This is a genomic window from uncultured Bifidobacterium sp., assembly GCF_949292005.1.
Taxonomy (GTDB): domain Bacteria; phylum Actinomycetota; class Actinomycetes; order Actinomycetales; family Bifidobacteriaceae; genus Bifidobacterium.
In genome coordinates this window covers 1-20,913 of sequence record NZ_CASEXV010000023.1, presented here as the reverse complement: position 1 = coordinate 20,913, position 20,913 = coordinate 1, and the positions used below count along the sequence as shown (strand labels likewise).

General features: G+C 58.5%; 15 protein-coding genes and 1 tRNA gene. 13 read left to right on the top strand and 3 right to left on the bottom strand.

Annotated elements, in window-relative coordinates; genetic code table 11:
* Nucleotides 1–98: 98 nt before the first annotated feature.
* A complete protein-coding gene (ugpC, locus tag Q1X90_RS00950) occupies nucleotides 99–1,226 on the bottom strand; it encodes a sn-glycerol-3-phosphate ABC transporter ATP-binding protein UgpC (RefSeq protein WP_300765788.1) in 1,128 nt (375 codons plus the stop codon).
* Between the two features lie 282 nt (nucleotides 1,227–1,508).
* Between ugpC and Q1X90_RS00945 the strand changes: the two genes are divergently transcribed.
* The 7 genes from Q1X90_RS00945 to Q1X90_RS00915 all read left to right on the top strand — a co-directional run bounded on the left by Q1X90_RS00945 (nucleotide 1,509) and on the right by Q1X90_RS00915 (nucleotide 9,183).
* Nucleotides 1,509–3,338, top strand: a complete 1,830-nt coding sequence (locus Q1X90_RS00945) for a serine/threonine-protein kinase (RefSeq protein ID WP_300765787.1) — start codon at nucleotides 1,509–1,511, stop codon at nucleotides 3,336–3,338.
* Between the two features lie 170 nt (nucleotides 3,339–3,508).
* Nucleotides 3,509–4,471 carry a thioredoxin domain-containing protein gene (locus Q1X90_RS00940; protein WP_300765786.1) on the top strand — a complete coding sequence of 321 codons (963 nt, stop codon included), beginning with the start codon at nucleotides 3,509–3,511 and terminating at the stop codon, nucleotides 4,469–4,471.
* 130 nt (nucleotides 4,472–4,601) lie between these two features.
* A tRNA-Thr gene (locus tag Q1X90_RS00935) sits at nucleotides 4,602–4,675 on the top strand.
* 446 nt (nucleotides 4,676–5,121) lie between these two features.
* On the top strand, nucleotides 5,122–6,630 hold the full coding sequence (locus tag Q1X90_RS00930; RefSeq protein ID WP_300765785.1) for a G5 domain-containing protein: 1,509 nt from the start codon (nucleotides 5,122–5,124) through the stop codon (nucleotides 6,628–6,630).
* Between the two features lie 78 nt (nucleotides 6,631–6,708).
* Complete coding sequence (gene rsmA / locus Q1X90_RS00925) at nucleotides 6,709–7,608, top strand: 16S rRNA (adenine(1518)-N(6)/adenine(1519)-N(6))-dimethyltransferase RsmA (protein WP_300765784.1); 900 nt, start codon at nucleotides 6,709–6,711, stop codon at nucleotides 7,606–7,608.
* A complete protein-coding gene (locus tag Q1X90_RS00920; protein ID WP_300765783.1) occupies nucleotides 7,589–8,557 on the top strand; it encodes a 4-(cytidine 5'-diphospho)-2-C-methyl-D-erythritol kinase in 969 nt (322 codons plus the stop codon). The genes rsmA and Q1X90_RS00920 overlap by 20 nt, the downstream gene beginning before the upstream one ends.
* Complete coding sequence (locus Q1X90_RS00915; RefSeq protein WP_300765782.1) at nucleotides 8,554–9,183, top strand: LytR C-terminal domain-containing protein; 630 nt, start codon at nucleotides 8,554–8,556, stop codon at nucleotides 9,181–9,183. Before Q1X90_RS00920 ends, Q1X90_RS00915 begins: the two co-directional genes overlap by 4 nt.
* A gap of 80 nt (nucleotides 9,184–9,263) precedes the next feature.
* On the opposite strand, the gene Q1X90_RS00910 is transcribed toward Q1X90_RS00915, so the two are convergent.
* Nucleotides 9,264–10,700 carry a CCA tRNA nucleotidyltransferase gene (locus tag Q1X90_RS00910; RefSeq protein WP_300765781.1) on the bottom strand — a complete coding sequence of 479 codons (1,437 nt, stop codon included), beginning with the start codon at nucleotides 10,698–10,700 and terminating at the stop codon, nucleotides 9,264–9,266.
* 85 nt (nucleotides 10,701–10,785) lie between these two features.
* Here Q1X90_RS00910 and Q1X90_RS00905 point away from each other — a divergent pair, with 85 nt between their 5' ends.
* From Q1X90_RS00905 to Q1X90_RS00880, 6 genes are all read left to right on the top strand, one after another.
* Nucleotides 10,786–11,433: an NUDIX hydrolase gene (locus Q1X90_RS00905; protein ID WP_300765780.1), complete on the top strand. Its 648-nt coding sequence runs from the start codon at nucleotides 10,786–10,788 to the stop codon at nucleotides 11,431–11,433.
* Between the two features lie 94 nt (nucleotides 11,434–11,527).
* Nucleotides 11,528–13,639: a DUF6049 family protein gene (locus Q1X90_RS00900; protein WP_300765779.1), complete on the top strand. Its 2,112-nt coding sequence runs from the start codon at nucleotides 11,528–11,530 to the stop codon at nucleotides 13,637–13,639.
* The gene (locus Q1X90_RS00895; RefSeq protein ID WP_300765778.1) at nucleotides 13,636–15,423 is read left to right on the top strand and encodes a lipid II flippase MurJ; all 1,788 of its coding nucleotides are present in this window, start codon (nucleotides 13,636–13,638) and stop codon (nucleotides 15,421–15,423) included. Before Q1X90_RS00900 ends, Q1X90_RS00895 begins: the two co-directional genes overlap by 4 nt.
* 57 nt (nucleotides 15,424–15,480) lie before the next feature.
* Nucleotides 15,481–17,712 carry a virulence factor MviN gene (locus Q1X90_RS00890; RefSeq protein WP_300765777.1) on the top strand — a complete coding sequence of 744 codons (2,232 nt, stop codon included), beginning with the start codon at nucleotides 15,481–15,483 and terminating at the stop codon, nucleotides 17,710–17,712.
* Between the two features lie 172 nt (nucleotides 17,713–17,884).
* Nucleotides 17,885–19,207, top strand: a complete 1,323-nt coding sequence (locus Q1X90_RS00885; RefSeq protein ID WP_300765776.1) for a PLP-dependent aminotransferase family protein — start codon at nucleotides 17,885–17,887, stop codon at nucleotides 19,205–19,207.
* Nucleotides 19,208–19,313: 106 nt separating this feature from the next.
* On the top strand, nucleotides 19,314–20,342 hold the full coding sequence (locus Q1X90_RS00880; protein ID WP_300765775.1) for a D-alanine--D-alanine ligase: 1,029 nt from the start codon (nucleotides 19,314–19,316) through the stop codon (nucleotides 20,340–20,342).
* 459 nt (nucleotides 20,343–20,801) lie between these two features.
* Here Q1X90_RS00880 and Q1X90_RS00875 read toward each other — a convergent pair.
* Nucleotides 20,802–20,913: IS3 family transposase (locus Q1X90_RS00875; protein WP_366944444.1), on the bottom strand; the 112-nt coding region annotated here is incomplete at its 5' end.

Genomic DNA, 20,913 nt, shown 5'->3' with positions numbered 1-20,913 from the left:
CAAGACTGCGGGGCTTCCCAACGAGGTGGAGAGAGAAATTAAGAGACCACCTCGTTGATTTCTGGCGGGGTTTGCCCGCCACGTACATATTCGCTGAACTAATTCAGACGCAGCTCGGTCGCCGGCGAGAAGAGATGCATCTTGCTGGGGTCGATCCTGATCTTGACGACGTCTCCCACCTTCGGAAGCGAACGGGGATTCACGCGAATCGTCGTCAACTTATTCTGATCGGACATCATGGTGGAGTTCTCCTCGACGGAGCCGTCGGTGAGGATGTTTCCGTAGATGTAGCCGTCGGAGCCGAGGTCCTCAACGTTCACGACCTTCAGGGAGAAGGCGTTGGAGTCGAGCGTCGTCGCCAGGTCCGCGTCCTCGGGACGGAAGCCGACCACGATCTGGCCCTTGTCCTCCGGAGTGAGCTTGCTGACCGCATCGGCCGGAAGATCGAGAGTGTCCTCACCGATCTTGGCCTTGCCGTTCACGACGGGATGGGTGTTGATGTTCATCGACGGCGAGCCAATGAAGCCCGCGACGAAGACGTTCTCCGGATGATCGTAGAGATCGGTCGGGGCACCCACCTGCTGGAGGATTCCCAGCTTGATGACGGCAATGCGATCGCCCATGGTCAAGGCTTCGGTCTGATCGTGGGTCACGTACAGGGTTGTGACGCCCAGCTGACGCTGGAGTGCCGCGATCTGGGTACGGGTCTGGACGCGGAGCTTCGCATCAAGGTTGGAAAGGGGTTCATCCATCAGGAAGACCTTGGGCTGACGAACGATTGCACGGCCCATGGCGACGCGCTGACGCTGGCCTCCGGAAAGCGCCTTCGGCTTGCGGTCCAGATACTCAGTGAGGTCGAGGATCTCAGCGGCCTTCTCAACACGGGCGCGAATCTCGTCCTTCGGCTTCCCCGCGATCTTCAGCGCGAAGCCCATGTTGTCCGCGACGGTCATATGCGGATACAGAGCGTAGTTCTGGAAGACCATGGCGATGTCACGGTCCTTGGGCTGCATGGTGGTGACGTCCTTGCCACCGATGTAGATGCGTCCCTTGTTGACCTCCTCAAGGCCCGCGAGCATGCGGAGCGTCGTCGACTTGCCGCATCCAGAAGGACCAACGAGGACAAGGAACTCGCCATCCTTGATGTCGAGATTGAGATCATCCACCGAAGGGGTGTCATTGCCCGGGTAGATGCGCGTGACGTGTTCGAAAACAACTTCCGCCATGATAATCATCCTTTCATCGGCAGGTACGTGCCGAACGATCCGTAGTGAAGGGGTTTCATACCGCAACTGCGGTGACCATTGGGGAAACCGCAAGCCTCAGTGTTCACTTTTGCGGTCCAGTGAAGTTTCTCCTCATTGAGCCGACTTTCACTATACACGGCCACCTCATATCTCGACACGCGCATGATCTGGGGAAAGCCGAATTTCCCCGGCCCCACCATCACCACTGGCGTCATGGGACGCGCAGGAATCGCACAGGGGGACATCACTAGGATGGAGTCCATGAGTGATGTCAATGCCTTGGATCTGGAGCCCGGGAACATCGTGGGGGGATATGTTCTCGACTCACGGCTGGGCGGCGGTGCCATGGGCTCGGTCTGGAAGGTCCGCGACGGTGGGGGCCAGGAATTTGCCATGAAGATTCTGCGCGACTCCTTGTCCGACGGACAGCCTGCGCAGGGCGGCGACGCGGGAACGGCTCGCGAGCGCCTTAGACGTGAGGCCCTCGCCCTCAAACGCGTCGATCATCCCGGAGTATGCCGCATTGTGGATATGGAGTTGGATGACGCCGTCGCCTTCATCGTCACCGAACTTATCGAAGGCCATGATCTGCGCGAGGACGTCAGACTCAACGGCGCCTATGAGGGCGTGGACCTCGCCAGACTGGCCGAGCGTCTGACCGATACGGTGAAGGCCGTGCACGCCGCCGGAATCATCCATCGAGACATCAAACCGGGAAACGTCATGATCTCAACCAAGGGTCCCGTTCTGGTCGATTTCGGTATAGCCATGAGCGAGAACCAGGCGCATGTCACACGGACGGGCTTGGTCATGGGGACCCCCGGATTCATCGCTCCCGAAATCATTGATGGCGCCGAATCCAACGAGGCGGCGGATTGGTGGTCCCTTTCCTCCGTTCTGGCGTACGCCGCCACATCCAAATCGGTGTTCGGCACCTCACCCATGATGGCGGTGCTCCAGCGTGAGGCCTCTGGAAACGCCGACCTCTCCGGGCTTCCCGCCGTCACGGCCAAGGCTTTGAGGGCCGCGCTCGACCCCCACCCGGGGAACAGGCCATCCCCGGATCAACTCGTCGCGGCCCTTCGTCTGGATTCCCATGATGACCCACTCTGGTCCGCTCAAACCTTCATCGGAAACGGGACGTCCGATGACGTCGCCGGAAATGCTGCCGATTCCGGAGCGACGGGGGTGATGCCCCCTTTTGATCCACGGCCACCAGCAGCCGTCCCCGACATCGACAACCCGAGAACGATGTGGATAGGCGACTCGAATGTCCCGCGCACCAAGTCCCTGCAATGTGATCCGGGGACCACACCTCTGCCCCAGGATCAGCAGAACGACGACCCTCCGACCCAAATGGGTGCGCCCGCCCAATACGCTCCGAGGTCGGGGAAGGACGAGCAGCCCGAAGACGCCACGGACGGCGCTCCCGTACCGTCCACACAATTCCTGAAGTTCTCCGAATCCGCGATGAAGCGACGTGCCCGCTCAGGTCGAATCCGCGTCCTCGCGGCGACGGTTCCTCTGACGCTTCTCTCCACGGTGGCTCCTGTATGCTCGATTCTTCTTGGGGGGTTCTCCCTGTGGATACTGTCGACCATCGGTTTGAGCCGAGAATTCCGCTCCAGTCACGGCGAGCGGCGCGGCGGTCAATGGCGGGGGACCGACTCATGGCTCCGTGCCCTGCTGCTCCCGTGGCACGCCGTCATCGCACTGGCCCGATCCCTGCTGCTCGTTCTGCTCATCTCCCTCACCAGCGGAATCCTTCTCGCGATCGCCATGCTCTTCCCGCGCATCACGCGCATGCGGTCGACGCTTCATCTCGGATTGTGGGAAACAACCCTGAGCCTTCCCAGCGCGCAGACACCCTCCATCACCGGCTTAGTGGTAGCCATCATCATCGGGGGAGCATGGCTGTCCATCGTCTGCACACCTTTGGCAGGCAGCGCGCGCATGGGCGCCGGAAGCCCCGAGAACCCCGATAGCCGAAATATAGGGCAATCGCTCGTGATATGGACGATCGCATCATTCATGTTCTGCATCCCGTTCATCATCGGATATCCACTCACCTGGTTCCCCTTGACATCGTGACACCACCCGTGGCACCACCACACAAGACGAACATCGCCAACGAGCATCTAAGAAGATCGGGGAGGTATTTAGCGAACTGCGAAGCACGTGAAAAACCGTGTTGCCGCATAGATTAGGATGTTTGCGAGATGCACTCCCGTGACTCCACCCATTCCTCAGAAAGGCTTCGCATGGCTCAGGGCAATCGACCGAGCAACCCCCGAAAATCGAAGGCGACGCGCCGCGCCGCCGAACGTGAGCTCGCACAGCGTCAGGCCGAGCAGCAGGCCCGGGAACATCGGCAGCAGACAATCATCGGCATCATCGTCACGATCATCATCGTGGCGCTTGTTGCTGTCGTTGGTGTCGTTGTGTACAGAAACACCCACAAAAGCCAGACAACGCAGACACAAAGCACCTCGAGCGCCCGATTGACGATGCGAAACTCCTCGATTAAACCCACGAACGCCAGCGATGACGGCGGAATTCTCTTCTCCAAAAACGGATATGGCAAGAAAATCACGGGGGCACCCACGATTTCCATATATATGGACCCTCTATGCCCTGGCTGCGGAAACTTCAACAGACAGACCGACCCCACGCTGATCAGCCTGTTCAAAGCGGGACAGATCAACTTGGACATCCACCCCATGTCCTTCCTGGATTCCAGCTCAACCGACGACTATTCGAGCCGCGCGGCCAACTCCATCGCTTATATCGCCGATAACGACAGCAATCCCGCGCATCTGCTCACCTACATCAGCAACATCTACGCCGAGGACTTCCAGCCGGAAGAGGGAAGTTCTTACAAATCCGTAAGCGACGCCAAACTCAAAAAAGAGGCCATCAAGTCGGGAGTCCCGAAGTCGGTTGCGAACAAGGCGTTCAACCGCACGTATCAGAAATGGCTCGACGCCGTCAACACTTACACTCCGACACGCAAGGAGCTGTGGGGATCCAGCGGATCGATGTCGACTCCGACGGTCACCATAAACGGCACGATGCTGAACCTTACCGACGTGTCATCCGCCGGTCTCAGCCTCAAACAGGGGATTCTCAAGGCCATCGGACTTAAGGAGTCCCAGATTGGCGACTCGTCGACGATGCCGTCCATCGGCTCTAAGGGCGAGCCGGTCGATGTGACCTCCGATTAGTCCGCCGACGCGGTGACGACGATCGTGAGTTTGTCGTCACTGCTGGTATGCTGGACTGTCGTTCCCTTGCGATTGGACTCGTCAGCGGTTGAATTACTCTCTGCGAAAAGTCCGATGGCAACGGATGATCGCCTCCTTAGCTCAGATGGCCAGAGCGGCCGCCTTGTAAGCGGCAGGTCGTCGGTTCGATCCCGACAGGAGGCTCTCGATGCGAGTGTCGCGCTCATGGGAATGCGTGTATTGTGTCATAAAGTCCGACTTACCCCCGAGTAAGCAGCCCAGAAGCCTTTCCCCAACTTAGGCTTCTGGCAAATGAGGCGGAGCATCCCCCAACCCGCTCCGCCTCAGGGGCGGGAAATATCCCCTTCTCTCCCGCCCCACTACTTGAGGGATGGGTCGTCAACGGTGACGACCCACCTGCTGTTGGGCGGACGATTCCCATCAACTTTTCTGGACTGCATCCGGTGATCGATTCCCCCTATTGTGAAGGACCCTTGCGGTGAATCCGCATATCGTCAACCAGACTTCCACAAACCGGTACAATGCAGACCGTTGGCCCATGACGCGCACACGCCCGTTGCAATCTTTCGGCATGCCACGCGGATGGACATCAACGACGGGAAGCACAGGCACACAAAAGGAGGCCGCCGATGGCGCACCGCTGGACACCGCATCATGTCATCGTCACACGTCGCGTTCGGGTTCTTGTGTGCGTTGGCGCGGTGGTTCTCGCCAGTGTCGTCACCTTCATGATCGGGGCCCGGAAATCCGTGGCACTCACCATCAATGGAGACACACGCACCGTCACGACCTACGCGATGAGCGTCGACAGACTGCTCGACGAACAAGACGTCGACGTCAAAAGCCACGACTCCGTCACCTCCACAACGGGCGGCAACATCGATGAGGACACCGTCGTCACCGTGAGGAAGGCCTATCAGGCGACGATCGTGATCGACGGCAAGTCCGTCCCCTTCTGGACCACGGCCACAAGCACGACACAGCTGCTCAACTTCTTCCGGGCGAACGAGAAGCAAGCCGAGAAGGTCACCGTAAACATCGCCAATGTATACAACCAATTGACGGGCGGTTTGGTCATCAAACAGGATGGGCCAGTCACCGTGATCGCCGATGGAAAATCCGTGACCATCCAGAACGGCAGGCTCCCCGCAGCCTCGATACTTGACGCGGCTGGCGTGACCCTTGACAAGAACGACCGGGTCAATGTTTCGCTGCAGAACGGGCACACGATACTGCGCGTGCAACGAATCACGCACCGCACCGTGAACGAGATCATCACGACTCCGTTCGGGACACAGACCGTCATCGACGGGTCCCTGTCCGCCGGAGAGACCGTGATCCGGCAGAAGGGCGCGACCGGCACGACACGGCGCACCTACGACGTGACCTACGCCGATGGTGTTGAGGAGAGCCGCACCCTCGTGTCCTCAACCGTCGTCAGCTCGCCTTTGGACGAGATAATCGCCGTGGGCCCATCAAGCTCAAGCTCAAGCTCATCGCAATCAACCAGCGGCTCGAGCGACGAAGACTCGGAATCATCCCAAGACACGTCATCGTCGAGCTCAAGCTCATCGAGCCCGTCGCCGACGACAGGGGGGACATCCTCCTCGTCGTCAAGCTCAAGCTCAACCTCAACCTCAACCACCAGTCCGACTCCGACAAACGGATCGCCCGGCACGTCGACATCGTCCAAACCTTCGCCGTCGCCATCCACGTCCACGTCCACCAGCAACACCTCGTCGCCATCGCCAAGCTCTTCCCCGACATCCTCGGACGACAACGACAACGACAACGACGACAACGGTGGGTCATCCGCCGCCCTATGGCATCCCACCGCCTCAGAGGCCCAGACGTATGCGGCCGGTGCCGCGGCGGCATACGGATGGACAGGCACGCAATGGACCGATCTCGTATGGATCTGGAACCACGAGTCCAGTTGGATGTGGAACGCCGAAAACAGCTCCTCAGGCGCCTACGGCATCCCTCAGGCCCTTCCCGCGTCCAAGATGGCGACCTTTGGTGCGAACTGGCACGACGACGCCGCGGTTCAGATAGCCTGGGGCCTTAACTACATCAAGCAGCGGTATGGTAGTCCATCCGCGGCCCGCGCGTGGTGGAAGACCCATAATTGGTACTAAAACGTCAAGAACGTTCCCGGAGTTGACGCTGGAAGCGGATCCGCCAGCAATAATCGGAGAAATCGCAGGAGACCTCACATGACCATGACCACAGGACGCTTGTTGGGCGCATCCGACGTGCGCCGCATCGCGAGCGCCATCGGCGTGTCTCCCACCAAGAAACTGGGCCAGAACTTCGTCATCGACCCGGGAACCGTGAGAAAAATCGTGCGCATCTCCGACGTCTCGTCGCAGAGCTTCGTCATAGAGGTCGGCCCCGGTCTGGGCTCCTTAACGCTTGCCCTCCTCGAGACGGGATGCCATGTCGCAGCCGTCGAGATAGACCCCCGACTCGGAGCGCAACTCCCCTTGACCGTCAAGGAGTTCATGCCGAGCGCGACGGAACGCCTTGAGGTGATTATCAAAGACGCCCTGACGCTCACCACGCGCGACCTTCCCGGATCCACGCCTATCGATGATGTGGATCTTGTGGCGAATCTTCCCTATAACGTGGCGACCCCTCTTGTGCTGACCATGCTTGAGCAATTCCCCGGACTTCGGCGATTCACCGTCATGGTTCAAAAGGAGATGGCCGACCGCATGGTGGCTGTCCCTGGCAGTAAGGTCTACGGCGCTCCAAGTGCGAAGCTGGCCTGGTTTGGCCACGCCGAACGCGCAGGGATCATTGGAAGAAACGTGTTTTGGCCTGCACCCAATGTCGACTCCGCGCTTGTGTCCTTCTCCCGGCATGCGGACGGCTCCAGAGGTTCGTTCCGGACAGACGAAGCCCTTCGTCCAGATGTTTTCGCTGTTATCGATGCGGCCTTCGGGCAACGCCGCAAAACCTTGGGCCACGCTTTGCGCGGGATAGTGGACGCCGATGGATTCAGAAAATCGGGGATCGATCCCTGCCGACGTGGAGAAACGCTAACGATCGAGGAATTCGTGGCTCTGGCCCATCAGATGGAGGGAGGACCGCATGCCCCGACTGTCCGATGATGCCATGGTGACGGTCGATTGTCCCGGGAAAGTCAATCTTTCTCTGCACATCTCTCCACGACGCGCCGAATGGGGAAACAGGCATGGCTTGGACACCATCTACGCGGGTGTCGACCTCATGGACACGGTGACCGTCACACGCCGGCCTCGGGGGACTGGCCCTTTGCTGACGATGAGAGGAGACCATCTGGACGATTGGAGGGGATCCGATCTGGACGGGAACCGGAATCATGCCGTTAGAGCCCTTGAGGCCATGTCTGTGGAAGCGGGGCTGGCGAACGATGTGCATATCGACATCGTCAAGCGCATTCCCATCGCAGCCGGACTCGCCGGGGGTTCCGCCGATGCGGCAGGGGTCATTCTGGCCATCAACGCTCTCTGGAATCTGGAGTGGCCATTGTCGCATCTTCGGAAAGTGGCGTCGAGTTTAGGCGCAGACATGCCCTTCTGCCTTTCGGGGGGCATCGCCCATGGTGGAGGGTATGGGGAGATAATCACCGCTGTGGATCCCCGCGGTTCCGATTACCGGGATCTTCTGGACGATGGTTTCCTTGGCACTGTTCTGCTTGGAGCCTATGACGAGAAGCTCAGCACCCCCGACGTCTACGCCGCCTACGACCGTCTTGGGGCGGAGACGGGGGACGCGAACGACCTTCAGCGCGCGGCCATCGCGCTCCATCCCCGTAGTGGCGATGCCTTGCGGACGGCGCTCGATCATGGCGCGCGGCATGCGGTCGTGTCGGGATCCGGTCCGACAGTGGCGGCTTTCTGCCCCAACGACGCGGTCGCAGACATGTTGTCGGATGTCTGGCTGACGAGTCATATCGTGGATTATGCGATTCTGGCCCACTGTCCGTCGAGCCCGTCGGTCCACGTCGATTATCCGGTCCGTCGAGAGTCAGGCATGAAGGATACAGTGAAGCCAATAATGATAGCCGCGAGGGGATGAGCATGGCAGGGAACGACGAGCGTGAGGCACGTAGGCGATATGTTCGCAACCGTCGAAGAACGGTATTCACCCTTGTCGTCGCCGTCATAGTCACCTTGGTTTTGGTCTCCTCGGTGTTCCTTTTCCACATCGGAGGAGCGGGTCTCCAATCGACCGCTCAGGCCGCGCCCAACTACGGCCATGTCGTTCCCTGCGCGCCAACGGACCGCAGCAACCCGAAGGCCAAGTATGTCAGTGCATCGACCATATCGATCCGGGTCCTGAACGGCACGGACTCAACTGGATTCGCGCAGGCGGTGGGGGATGCCCTGACGAACAGGGGCTTCGCTCTCACATCCGTCACGAACTACTCCTCCACCAACGTGCATAGAACGCGAATCTATTTCGGGAAGAACGCCATCATTCAGGCCTACACGGTGAACAGCAACTTCACCGACGCGGCGATGATCATGGATGACAGATCAGACATGCTTGTGGATATCGTTCTGGGATCGACCTTCAGCAATCTGCGCAGCAAGAAGAAGGTGCCATCATCGGGAAGCGACATCACCAGTTTCTCAGGCTGCAAGGCAGCGTCCTCGATGACGAACCTTCCCAAGGCCCTCGAGCATACGGCGGTCAAATAGATCCGACCACCACGAAGGTGGACTGGTCGCAACCAGTCCCTCGGGAACCGCGCAAGGGACGTTGAGCCGCGGCCGCAGCCTCAGTGCCGCTCGACGGACGCGGCGCCCTGGGCCTCGAACCATCGATGCAGTTCGGCGATCGCCCTCTCCTGTCCGACCGGCCCCTGGTCAAGTCGGAAGTCAAGCATATGACGATAAGCCGATCCGACCGTTGGGCCAGGTCCTATCCCCAGTATTTCCATGATGGCGTTCCCGTCGATTTCCGGACGGATGGCGGCGAGGTCCTCCTCGCGGCGCAAGGCGTCAACCCGCTCCTCCATATCGTCCATCGCGGCCGAGAACATCCGCGCTTTCCGCTGGTTGCGTGTCGTGGTATCCGCACGGGTCAATCTGTTCAGACGTTCGTAAAGGGGACCCGCATCCCGAACATAGCGCCTGACCGCGGAATCCGTCCAGGGCTCTTCCACATATCCGTGGAAACGAAGGTGAAGCTCGACAAGCGTGGAGACATCGTGAATGAGGTGGTGGTCGAACCTCAACGCGCGCATGCGTTTTCTCGTCATCTGCGCCCCCACGACGTCATGATGGTGAAAACTCACCTTCCCGCCGGATTCGAAGCGTCGTGTTCGAGGCTTGCCGATGTCGTGCATCAGAGCCGCAAGCCTGAGCGTGAGATCCGGCGCAGGCACGGGGCCGTCGGGCCCTGTCTCCAGCGCCACCGCTCGATCGAGAACAACCATGGTATGTCCGAAAACATCCTTATGACGGTGATATTCGTCGATTTCCAACTTCAAAGCAGGTATTTCCGGGAAAAACACATCAGCCAGTCCGGAGTCGGTGAGTGCCTCGACGCCGTCACGAGGACGATCCGAAAGCAGCATTTTCACAATCTCGTCCCGAACCCTTTCGGCCGACACGATGGATATGCGGTCAACCATGCTGGTAATCGCCTCCGCAGTCCCCGGCTCAATTCGGAATCCCAGCTGGGCCACGAAACGCACGGCCCTCATCATGCGCAAAGGATCATCCTCGAAGGAACGCCTCGGGTCAATCGGAGTGCGCAGGATTCCATTGGCCAGATCACTCGCGCCGGAGAACGGATCGACGAAGATGAGGTCGGGAACCCTCAAAGCCATCGCGTTGACGGTGAAGTCCCTGCGTGAAAGGTCGCCCTCAAGAGTGCTGCCGTAGGTCACCTCCGGCTTGCGTGAATCCTCATCGTAGGCGTCGGATCGATAGGTCGTGACTTCCACCTTGACTTCCGTACCATCACTGCGACGACGCATGGCACCCAATGTGCCGAACCGTCGTCCCATATCCCAGAAGCCGTCATGCCCCCACGAGCGCAGAATGGGCTCAAACTCCTCAGGACGCGCCGACGTGCAGAAATCCAGATCATGCGAGGGCCTGTGAAGCAGAAGGTCTCGAACCGGCCCTCCGACCAGCGACAGCTCGTGCCCCCGCTGAGCAAATAGCCTCCCCAGCTCAATGGCCTCCGGCCAGACTTCACTATTCACTTGGACCCTTTCAGCGCAGGCTGTTTATGCGCCTTCCAGCATACCGTCACTGCACCTGCACAATGCTTTGGGTAAGGTAAAGGGTATGACCACCCCCGCCGACCTGGCTCGTATGATAGCGAATGCGAGGCTTCGTCGCGCCCGGATGGGAACGCCTCAGGGGCTTTTGAGATACAGTTCGCAAAGCGGAATCATGACGGACGCGGAGCGTGGAGATGGGACCGAAGCTCCCACGCCGGCCATCATGCCGCCCCACCGCACACCCGACAAGCCAACGACTTTCGCCTCACTCGATGCGCAGGAGCTTCCGGTCGTCAGGGAATATTCCGCCGGAGGGCTCATCTTCAACACCAGAGACGAGGTCGCGATCATCGCGCGCCATTCTCGCAGCGGACATCTCGAATGGTGTCTTCCCAAAGGTCATATCGAGTCCGGTGAGACTCCACGTGAGACGGCAGTGCGGGAGGTTCACGAGGAGACGGGGATCCTCGGCGAGGTTGTGGACTCCATCGCGACTATCGATTATTGGTTCACGGGGACGAACCAGCGTGTCCATAAACTTGTTCACCATTTCGCCCTCCGTCGGCTTTCGGGCGATCTGACGGTGGAAGGGGATCCCGATCATGAGGCCGAGGAGGCCATCTGGGTGCGGTTCACCGATCTGGAGGACGTTCTCAGCTATCCGAATGAAAGAAAGATCGTCTGGCTGTATGCCAGAAGGCTCAACAGGTAGCACAATGCGACAATCCAGAAGAGTCAACCCCGTCATGCGTCGGTCTCGCCTCGCGGCGGTCCGGCTACCGGCAAGAATCGCTACCGTCATCTGCATGACTCTTTCCTTGCTCACCTCTTTTCTTCTGGGCGTCACTCCAGTGGGTGAGGCAGCTGCGGTCGGCAAGTCCTCCTCACGGACGGCATCCCTCTCCATCACCAAACTGACGCCAGTGGTGACGGCATCGTCGGGGCTCCACATCGTCGTCAAAATCAGCAACAAGACATCGAACGTGCTTCCGGTCGGAACCCTGACAACCTCCACGAACCCGACGTACACATTCGTATCGAAAACCGACATACAGCAATGGGCCGAAGGCGGCACGCCGATACCGACGCCCACCACCTTGTCCACTCTCACAATTCCAGCGGTTGCGGCCAAGTCAAGCATCAGTGTGACGGTCAACATCACAGCACAGGATACCGGTCTGAAGAAGATAACCAGCTGGGGTCCCAAACCCCTCCTGCTTGACTATTCGACGGGATCCGACTCATCAAGTGTGCCGATTCAAGCCCATTCTTTCCTCACACGCTCCTCCGACGGCCTATCGTCCGTGAAAACCCCTGCGATGAGCCTTACTGTGGCTATGCCTTTGACATCACGCCGCTGGTCGTCCAACAGCAACGCGCTCTCGTCCCTTCTCTCAACTCGTGCGTCAAAATCCACGACCGGATCCGCGGAATCGACCTCCGCCTCGAACATCATGACGCTGTCCACGCCAAACGCCGATTCTCTTCGCACATGGAAGCGGGTCCTGTCCGAACATCCACTGTTGCAGTCCGTCGTCGATCCTGATGTCCTCTCCTCTTCTCAGGTGGCCCTCCGAGTCTCCGGAATAAGCCAGACTTCTTCGTTTGACATCACCGCGGCGGCGACCATCTCGGCCTCCGGTCTCTCATCCGCCGGCATTTCGAACAGCTCATGGAACGCGGCGAAAGGAACGTCACTGGCCCGCACCACTCTGGGGGATTCCGCGACATCAGTGGAATCCTATGCCTGGCAAGGGAACGGGCAGTGGACAGAGGATGCGCTGGAGACCGCGCTGAAACAAGGATTCACGACCGTCATCGCGCAGGGGAGCTTCGACCAGCAGGATAGCTCCACTGTTCATACCGGAAAATACGTCGTTCCAACAGATTCCGGCAACATTACCGTGTTGGCCGCCCAGAAAGTGCTGTCAGGCCTTGCGCAGGGCAATGCGAGCTCAACCACGGCGGATGCCGAGGACACCAACGCAGGCAGGCTTGTGCGGTTCATGGCACAGAGCGCCTTCTACCAAATGCAGGAGCCGTATGTGACGCGGAACCCCCTTGTTTTACTGGGCTCCTCCACAACCGCGGAAGAGGCCTCCGAACTCATGACCGCTTTGGAAAGCGCGTCGTGGATTAAACTCACCGACCTGAAGACCCTGTCCAGACAGAAGGCGTATCTCAGTGGCTCAAACGCGTTGGCAGTGGTTCCGCAGTCATCCGGAATCAGCGCCACACAACGCAAATTTCTTCGCGACATGTTGTCGTCACTGGCCAAAGCCAGATCCGAAATCCGACGATTCTCCCGAAAAGTGCTTGCCGAGTCCCCATCAGAAAGCTCGTCCGGAGATACCGAAGACAACGAGCGCGCGGATTCATCCGACATATGGATCAATAATCTGCTCAACGCCCAGTCCCTTGTCGCCCGGAGATCGTTCGCCTGGACGGGAACCACATCCTCCCGCGCCTCTCTGGTGAGAATGTCGTCGTCCATTCCAAGCGGCCTTTATGACGCCATAAGCATCACCCCGTCCGAGACGATCACCGTCGTCAGCGAGACCGCGTCCATGCCGGTCACGGTCCGCAACGGAAATCCGTATCCTATACGCATCAAACTGTCTTCGTTGACGGACTCCATGGAGATCGTGACGTCACGAATCAGCGAGACCACCGTTCCCGCGCTAAGCGAGACGCAGGTCACCTTCACGGTCCGTGTCGCCACATCAGGATCTGCAACGGCCCATATCTCGCTGTTGGATCGCGATGGAGAGAGTTTCTCCAAGGAACGCACCACGACCATCACGAGCACGTTGCAGATCAACGACAAAAGTGGCCTCGTTATCATCATCATCGCCGTGATCTTCGCAATCCTCGGATTCTGGCGACAGTTCCACCGCCAAAAGGATCCGGACGAATGAGCTCTGCCACCAGTCGAAACTCCATGATCATGGCCGTCGGAACGGCCGCCTCACGAGTGACCGGCCAGGTCCGAAGCATTCTTCTGGCTGCCGCCATCGGCACGACGGGCATGGCCGCCAATGCCTATCAGGCTGGCGCGATGATCCCTCAAGTCATTTTCACGCTGGTTTCGGGAGGAATCTTCAACGCGGTTCTCGTCCCTCAGATTGTGCGAACCCTGCAATCGAAGGACGCGGAGAAACAGCTGAACAAGCTCATCACGTTCGCCTTGCTGCTTCTGCTGTCAATCACTCTGGTAATGATGTCCGCCACCCCGTTGCTAACATGGCTGTACACGGATGGCGACAACGACATGAGGGCTCTGACCAACGCATTCACGTTGTGGTGCATGCCACAGATTCTCTTCTACGGCCTGTATACCGTTCTAGGACAAATACTCGCCGCCAAGAATCGCTTCGGCGCCTACGCATGGAGCTCCGTCGGCGCGAATCTCATAAGCTCAATCGGATTCACGGCATTCATTCTTCTTTTCGGCAAGGCCAACAACCAGCCGTTGCAGTTCTGGACCACAGGCAGAGTGGCGCTCACCGCGGGGGCATGGACCCTGGGAGTCGCCTTTCAGGCGCTCATCCTGTTTTTCCCCTTGGCGAGGTCGGGCATAAAGTACAGACCGCGCCTGGGCATCCGTGGAATCGGTCTGAGGTCGATGGGACCGGTTGCCGCATGGAGCCTGGGAATAGTCATCGTCGGCCAGCTTGTCACCATCATCGACACCCGCGTCACCACAAGCGCTCCCACAATCGCCGCGCGCATCCATGGAGCAAGCCAGCTCACCGTGGCGGGAAACGCGTCCTACCAGAATGCCTACACACTCTGGATACTGCCATACTCACTGATAGCGGTTTCCGTATCCACCGCGGTTTTCCCTGTTATCTCAAGATATGTCGCACGCAAGGACCTGAAGTCGGCGCGCTTGGAAATCAGCCAATCGCTTCGTGACGTGGGATTGATGATGTGCTTTTTCGCGGCAGCCCTTGTGGTGATGGCCGCACCGATAGCAAAATCCCTTCTTCCTTCGATCAGCACGCAGGAAGCGCTGCTCATGGCGAGTCCTTTGGCCGCATTGGCGCTGTGCCTTCCGCTGTCCAGCGCCTATCTGATTATTCAGCGCTCGTTCTTCGCCTTCGAGGACGGGCGGTCGCCGTTCATCTTCGCCGTCCTTCAGGAGGCGATCCATCTGCTGGTGCTGCTTATAGGAATCCGTCTTCTTCCGCCCGAGCATTGGGCGACTTTGCTGGGGCTCGCGGTCACCCTATCGACGGTCATAGCGTTCCCCGCGCTTCTGTTGATGCTTCGCCGCAGGCTCGGCGGCAGCATCGATGGGCACCGTCTCGCGCGGTGCTACTGTCAGGGATTCGTCGCGGCGTTCATTGCGACGGTGGTTGGACTGCTTGTGAGGCCATCCGTCTATGGCTTGGTTGGAGCCACATGGTCATCGATGGCCTGGATTCAAGCGGTCGCGATTTGCGTGGCGCTCACGGCGGTTATTCTCATCGTGTATCTGTACGCGTTGAGAATCATGCATTCCCATGAGCTGGCCCTGACATGGATGCGCGTGTCCAATAGGTTTCCTTTCCTGGACCTCGAATCGCCGGCAGCGAAACGTGAGCATGGTCTGTGGCCGACCCGAGGAATCCGCCACTTCGACCCTGTGCGTAACAGACGTGTGAGGAATGGCGAGAAACCCTCCCACAACGCGCCAAACGGACAGGGTAATAGCTAGAATGACCTCAGCATCACCTACTGTGAGGTGCCTTATGCGTCGTACGGAGTCTGAACAATGAGCGAGCCCAATCTGGGAGACACCGTCATCAACCGCTACACGTTGGTGACGAGATTGAGAACAGTCGACGGATTGCAAGCCTGGAAGGCAAGCGACCGTGTCCTTGCACGGGACTGCCAGTTGTTCCTCGTCAACGACACATCGACCCTTCCGCACGTCAACGCCATAGCGTCCTCTCTTGCGTTGACACGGAACGCGCATTTCACTCGGGTTCTGCAACTTCAACATCGTGGTCCAGTGGCGATTATCGTCACAGCACTCGATGGGGGCTTGTCGCTTACCGACTATCTCCACGGACCGGCCAGCCAGACTTTGAGTTATGAAGCCATCAGAAGCATTGTCGGCGAATGCGCCAAAGCCCAGCAACAGCTTCTTGTGGACGGCCTCTCCCATGAATCCATCAGTACGGACACGATCAGAATCACGTCCACTGGAGTTCAGATAACAAACGCTCCCATAAGTCCCATGCTGTCGGAGATGTCGGGGGCGCCCGCAGACCTCCCCAAGGAGCAGCTCGCGATACGTCAGTTGGCGGCGGTGCTTTACTCCTTGCTGATGAGAACCGCGTCCCACCCTGATCCGCATTTTGACATCGACGCGCTTGATCTCCAGACACCTGGCGAGTTCCGGCTCATCTGCGCCCGCGGTCTCAACATAAGTGACTCACAACGCCATGATGGCCGCGGCGTCCCCATGGCATCCTTGTCGGAATTGACGGCGCTTCTAGGCTCCTGGACGCCTTTGGATGCGCTCAGTCCCACGGACATAGCACTGCCGGGTATCGATGGCGAGAATTCCATCGTCAACGCGCGGTTGCGTCCCGAAGATCCCAAAAACATCGTTCCCATTCCTCATGAGATCGTGGCCGGAAGCTCGTTCGCAGGTATGACGAACAGCATCTTCCCCATGTCGAAAGCACCATCTTTCCCACCCATCCCTTCCAGATCCGCAAGCGAAAGAATCCCAGCGATCCCACCACACAGTGGACCGGCTTCATTCCCTCCTGCGACGAAAGGCGAGGAGACCTCACTTGAGCCGGCACTGCCTCCCGCCCCCCACCGTGATGACGCCACACACACCTCCACTGGCATTAACCAGTCGCTGCCATCCATCCCCAGCGAATCCGAAACGACAACCACCGCCGGGTTCATGGCTCAGGATTCGCGATTCCACAGCATAGCCGCGGCGGAGATGGCGGATATTTTGTCATCTCCCGACTCCGACACGAACAGCTCGTTCTTCGCTCCATTGGGGACACCGGAAGAAGGCCATCAGAACAACGCGTCTACGGTTCAATTCGATTTCTCGACACACCCGATTCCCGTCGGGGCACAAGCGCATAGAACCGATCTGAACTATCATCCTCGCACTGAATCGACTGGAAGCATCCCGGTCTTCAATGAATCCGGTGCCCGTGTCCTTCCGGGTCAGGAGTCGGCTCGCGCATTGCGTGCCGAACAGCACGTGAAGGAGAACGCCGGGGCCGCCGGCCTTCCCCCTAGTTACGTCCCTGAATCGCAGCAAACATCAGCCTCGGAACACCCTCATGTCGATCTGGCCGACTCCCCACTGCTGAGCAGATTCACCACGAAAGTCATCGCTGTTTTCGTCATTGCCACAATCGTGGCGGTAGCCTTGGCGTTCTCACTTCGGGCCTTTATTGGCGGATCCACGACGGGAAGCGTCTCACGGGACTCGAGTTCCTGGCCCGTGATGGATCTGAATGATGTCCCGTTCGGCACCGAAACCACCAGCACATCTGGATCGTCTTCCTCCACGTCCACGTCGTCGGCATCGTCGTCCTCGGCTTCCGCCTCGTCATCCAGCACCACGAGCTCCAGCGTGATCCACGCGGATAAAACCGTATCCGCGGTTCCCTCCCCGTCGGTGCTGGAGAACAACACGGCCTATGACATCGACAAGCAAGAGTTCCTTACCAATCCTGCGAATGAGCAGGGGTACGGATATTACATGCACCTTAGTGAAAAACAGACGGTGTACCGTTTCGTCATCAACATTCGTTCCTCCGGCGGTACCGGATACCTGTATGCGAACACGACCAACGACCCGGCCGAAGGAACACAGGTCGCGAAATTCACCTTCGATGCCAGCGGAACCACCGATGTGAAGTTCACGAAGGCGGTCAAAGCCCAGGACTTCCTCCTCTGGGTGCCTCTTGACAGCTTGCCGAACAATCAGCTGTACATCAACTCGGTCAAGCTCTATTAGTCCCATCAGTGAATCAGCCGATACGCGCCGCCTGTTGGGCTCGACTCCCCAGCGCGACGTCCGCGTCACTGTACGGGATTCGTGCCGGTTCACCCTGCTCGCACTGTGTTTCCCCATCTGGTACTAAAGTTCGGAATTGTATGCGCACCAGCGTGTGAAGGAAGGTTCTATTATGTCCGGGACACCCAACGCCTCCGCCTCGAAAGTCATCAGGAACGATCCGTGGTTTGGTTCCTATGCCGCACGTGCCGAGGCAATGAGGGCATCGGAGATCCGAGCGCTTTTCGCCGTCGCGTCCCGCCCGGAGGTCGTGTCCTTGGCTGGCGGGATGCCTTACCTTGACTACATGCCGTTCGAAAGGCTTTCCGAGCTCATCGCCAAGATGATGGTCGACAAAGGCGATGTCGCCTGGCAATACGGATCGGCACAAGGCGACCCACATCTGCGCGAGGACGTGCTGCAAATTATGGAGCTTGAAGGCATCGACGACGTTCAGCCCGACGACGTGGTCATCACAAACGGTTCGCAGAACGCGCTGGATCTGATCACGCGCATCATGTGCGACCCCGGAGATGTGGTGCTTGCCGAGGCTCCCAATTATGTGGGCGCATTGGGCGTATTCCAGTCTTTCCAAGTCGACGTCGTCAACGTTCAGCTGGATAAGGATGGTCTGATACCGGAATCCTTCGAAAACGCAATCGTCGAACAGCGCGCGCGTGGGAAGAAGGTGAAATTCCTCTACACAGTGCCCAACTTCCATAATCCGGCTGGTGTCACTCTAAGCGTCGACCGCAGGCCCAGGATCCTCGAGATCGCGCGACGGCATCATGTTCTGATTGTGGAGGACAACCCATATGGACTTCTCGGATTCGACGGGCAAACCTATCCCGCTTTGCGTTCCATGGATTCGGAGAATGTTGTTTATCTGTCAAGTTTCTCGAAGATCATCGCCCCGGGAATGCGCATCGCGTGGATGGTCGCTCCAACCGGAATCCGTCACAAACTGGTGCTGGCCAATGAGGCGTCGATTCTCTGTCCTTCGAATATGAGCCAGTTCACCATCACCACGTATCTTGATAATTTTGATTGGCGTAAACAGATCGACGACTATCGGGGAATGTACAAGGGACGTTGCGAGGCTATGGATTCTGCTTTACGTGAGTATCTTCCATACTGTTCATGGAACAAACCACGCGGCGGCTTCTATATCTGGCTCAAAATCCCCGAGGGGTTGGATTCCCGCGCCATGCTTCCAAGGGCAATCACCGCGAAGGTCGCGTACGTTGCGGGCACGGGCTTCTATACGAATGGCGAGGGTTCCGACCATATGCGCCTCTCCTTCTGCTATCCAAAGCCTGAACGGATACGTGAGGGGATACGCCGTTTGGCCACGGTGATGGATGCTGAACGACAAACCGCCGAGCTGTTTGGAACATCTGGAACTCCGGACTCCGATCCGCGCGATTTGGAGACGCCCGGGCCACAGATCGGCTGACGGTATCGACCGCCAGCCCCCATCGGTGCACCGGAAATCTTCATCTCGGAATCACGTCACATCCTCCGTCAATTCCTATCAGACAATGAAAGGCGGTATATCTCTTATGGACACAACAACCGACGCTGACAAGACCGGGGCCTATCCGGCAACGCATGACCGTTCGGACACGACGGTCCTGATAGTGTGTGGAGGACTGAGTCACGAGCGCGATGTCTCCCTGAGCTCCGGCCACCGTGTCGGCGGTTTCCTTGAGGAGGCCGGCTGGAAGGTCGCGTTTCATGACATGGATGGTGACCTGCTCTCGTACCTCTCGTCGTCCGCCACCCGCCCCGATATCGTCTGGCCCCTTCTCCATGGTGCCAATGGAGAGGATGGATCCATTCGAGACATCCTCGAAATGGAGGGGCTGCCTTACATCGGTTCACGCGCGAAGGCCTCCCGGACGGCCTGGAGCAAACCGATTGCGAAGAATGTCGTGCGGAAGCTAGGTGGCTTGTCCACACCACACTCGGTAACCCTTCCGGAGTCGATGTTCCGGGAACTCGGCGCTACAAAGGTCATTGATCTTTTGGTGCATTCCCTTGGACTGCCCCTTTTCGTGAAGCCGACCATGGGTGGCTCTGCCCTAGGGTGCACATTCGTCTCCGACGCGGACAAACTTCCCGAGGCGATGGTGACATGCTTCGCGTATGGGGATGTCGCGCTGGTGGAGCAAGCCGTTCAAGGAACCGAGGTGTCGGTATCGGTTCTTGAAGTCAACGGCGATCTGATCGTCCTCCCGCCATTGGAGATCGACACGCCGAATGGCACTTATGACTACGATGCCCGCTACACACCCGGCCCCACGGATTTCTACGTGCCTGCACGACTTTCAGCCGACATTCTGGAGGCCACCGAAACCGCAGCATTAACAGCTCATAAGACGCTCAGCCTCCGGGACATCTCCAGAACCGATTTCATTGTCGACCACGACGGTGTTCCGCAGTTCCTCGAGTCCAACGTCACTCCGGGTATGACAGACACCTCGCTGCTTCCTCAGGCTGCGATCGCCGCAGGATATCAGTTGTCCTCACTGTACTCAAGCCTTGTGGAATCGGTGCTGGGACAGAATCGAGCCGTGCCACATAAGTAAGTAAAGTAGACCGGCACTGCTGCTTCCCGGCTGTTGTTGTGCTGTGTTGCGCAATGTCGTCGTGCAGTGAGTCCCGTGACGTGCTGGCAGCGCAGTGACGTGCCGTCACGTCACGCAGTGCCGTGTTGCGTGCCGAACCGGATTGGGCTGGATTGGAAAAGACATGGACATTCTGAACCGTGTTGACTGACAGACGAGTGCGAATAGTTCGACGGTTTTGGGAGGGACTGCGGGCTGTGCCACACGACAAGCTTGGACTACGTTAGACATGCCATTTGACCGGATGGCATGTCTAACGTATCCATTCGGTTATCACATATGCGGCTAATCAACCTTTGCGGCTTCGCATTTCTGGGTGAATTTATTTCAAAGAATTGCTTTTTGCGTCGGCTTCCCCGGTATCTTTTGTGACTCGCTTTTTGATGGGTAGGGGGCTGCGGACGTTTTCTTGGAGATGGTTTAGGCCACTAGCCCTTGTTGCATTCTATAGTGTACGGGACTTTTCCATCCCAGGGATTGTTTGATGCGTTGGTGGTTGTACCAGTGCATGTACGTGTCGACGTGTTCCACG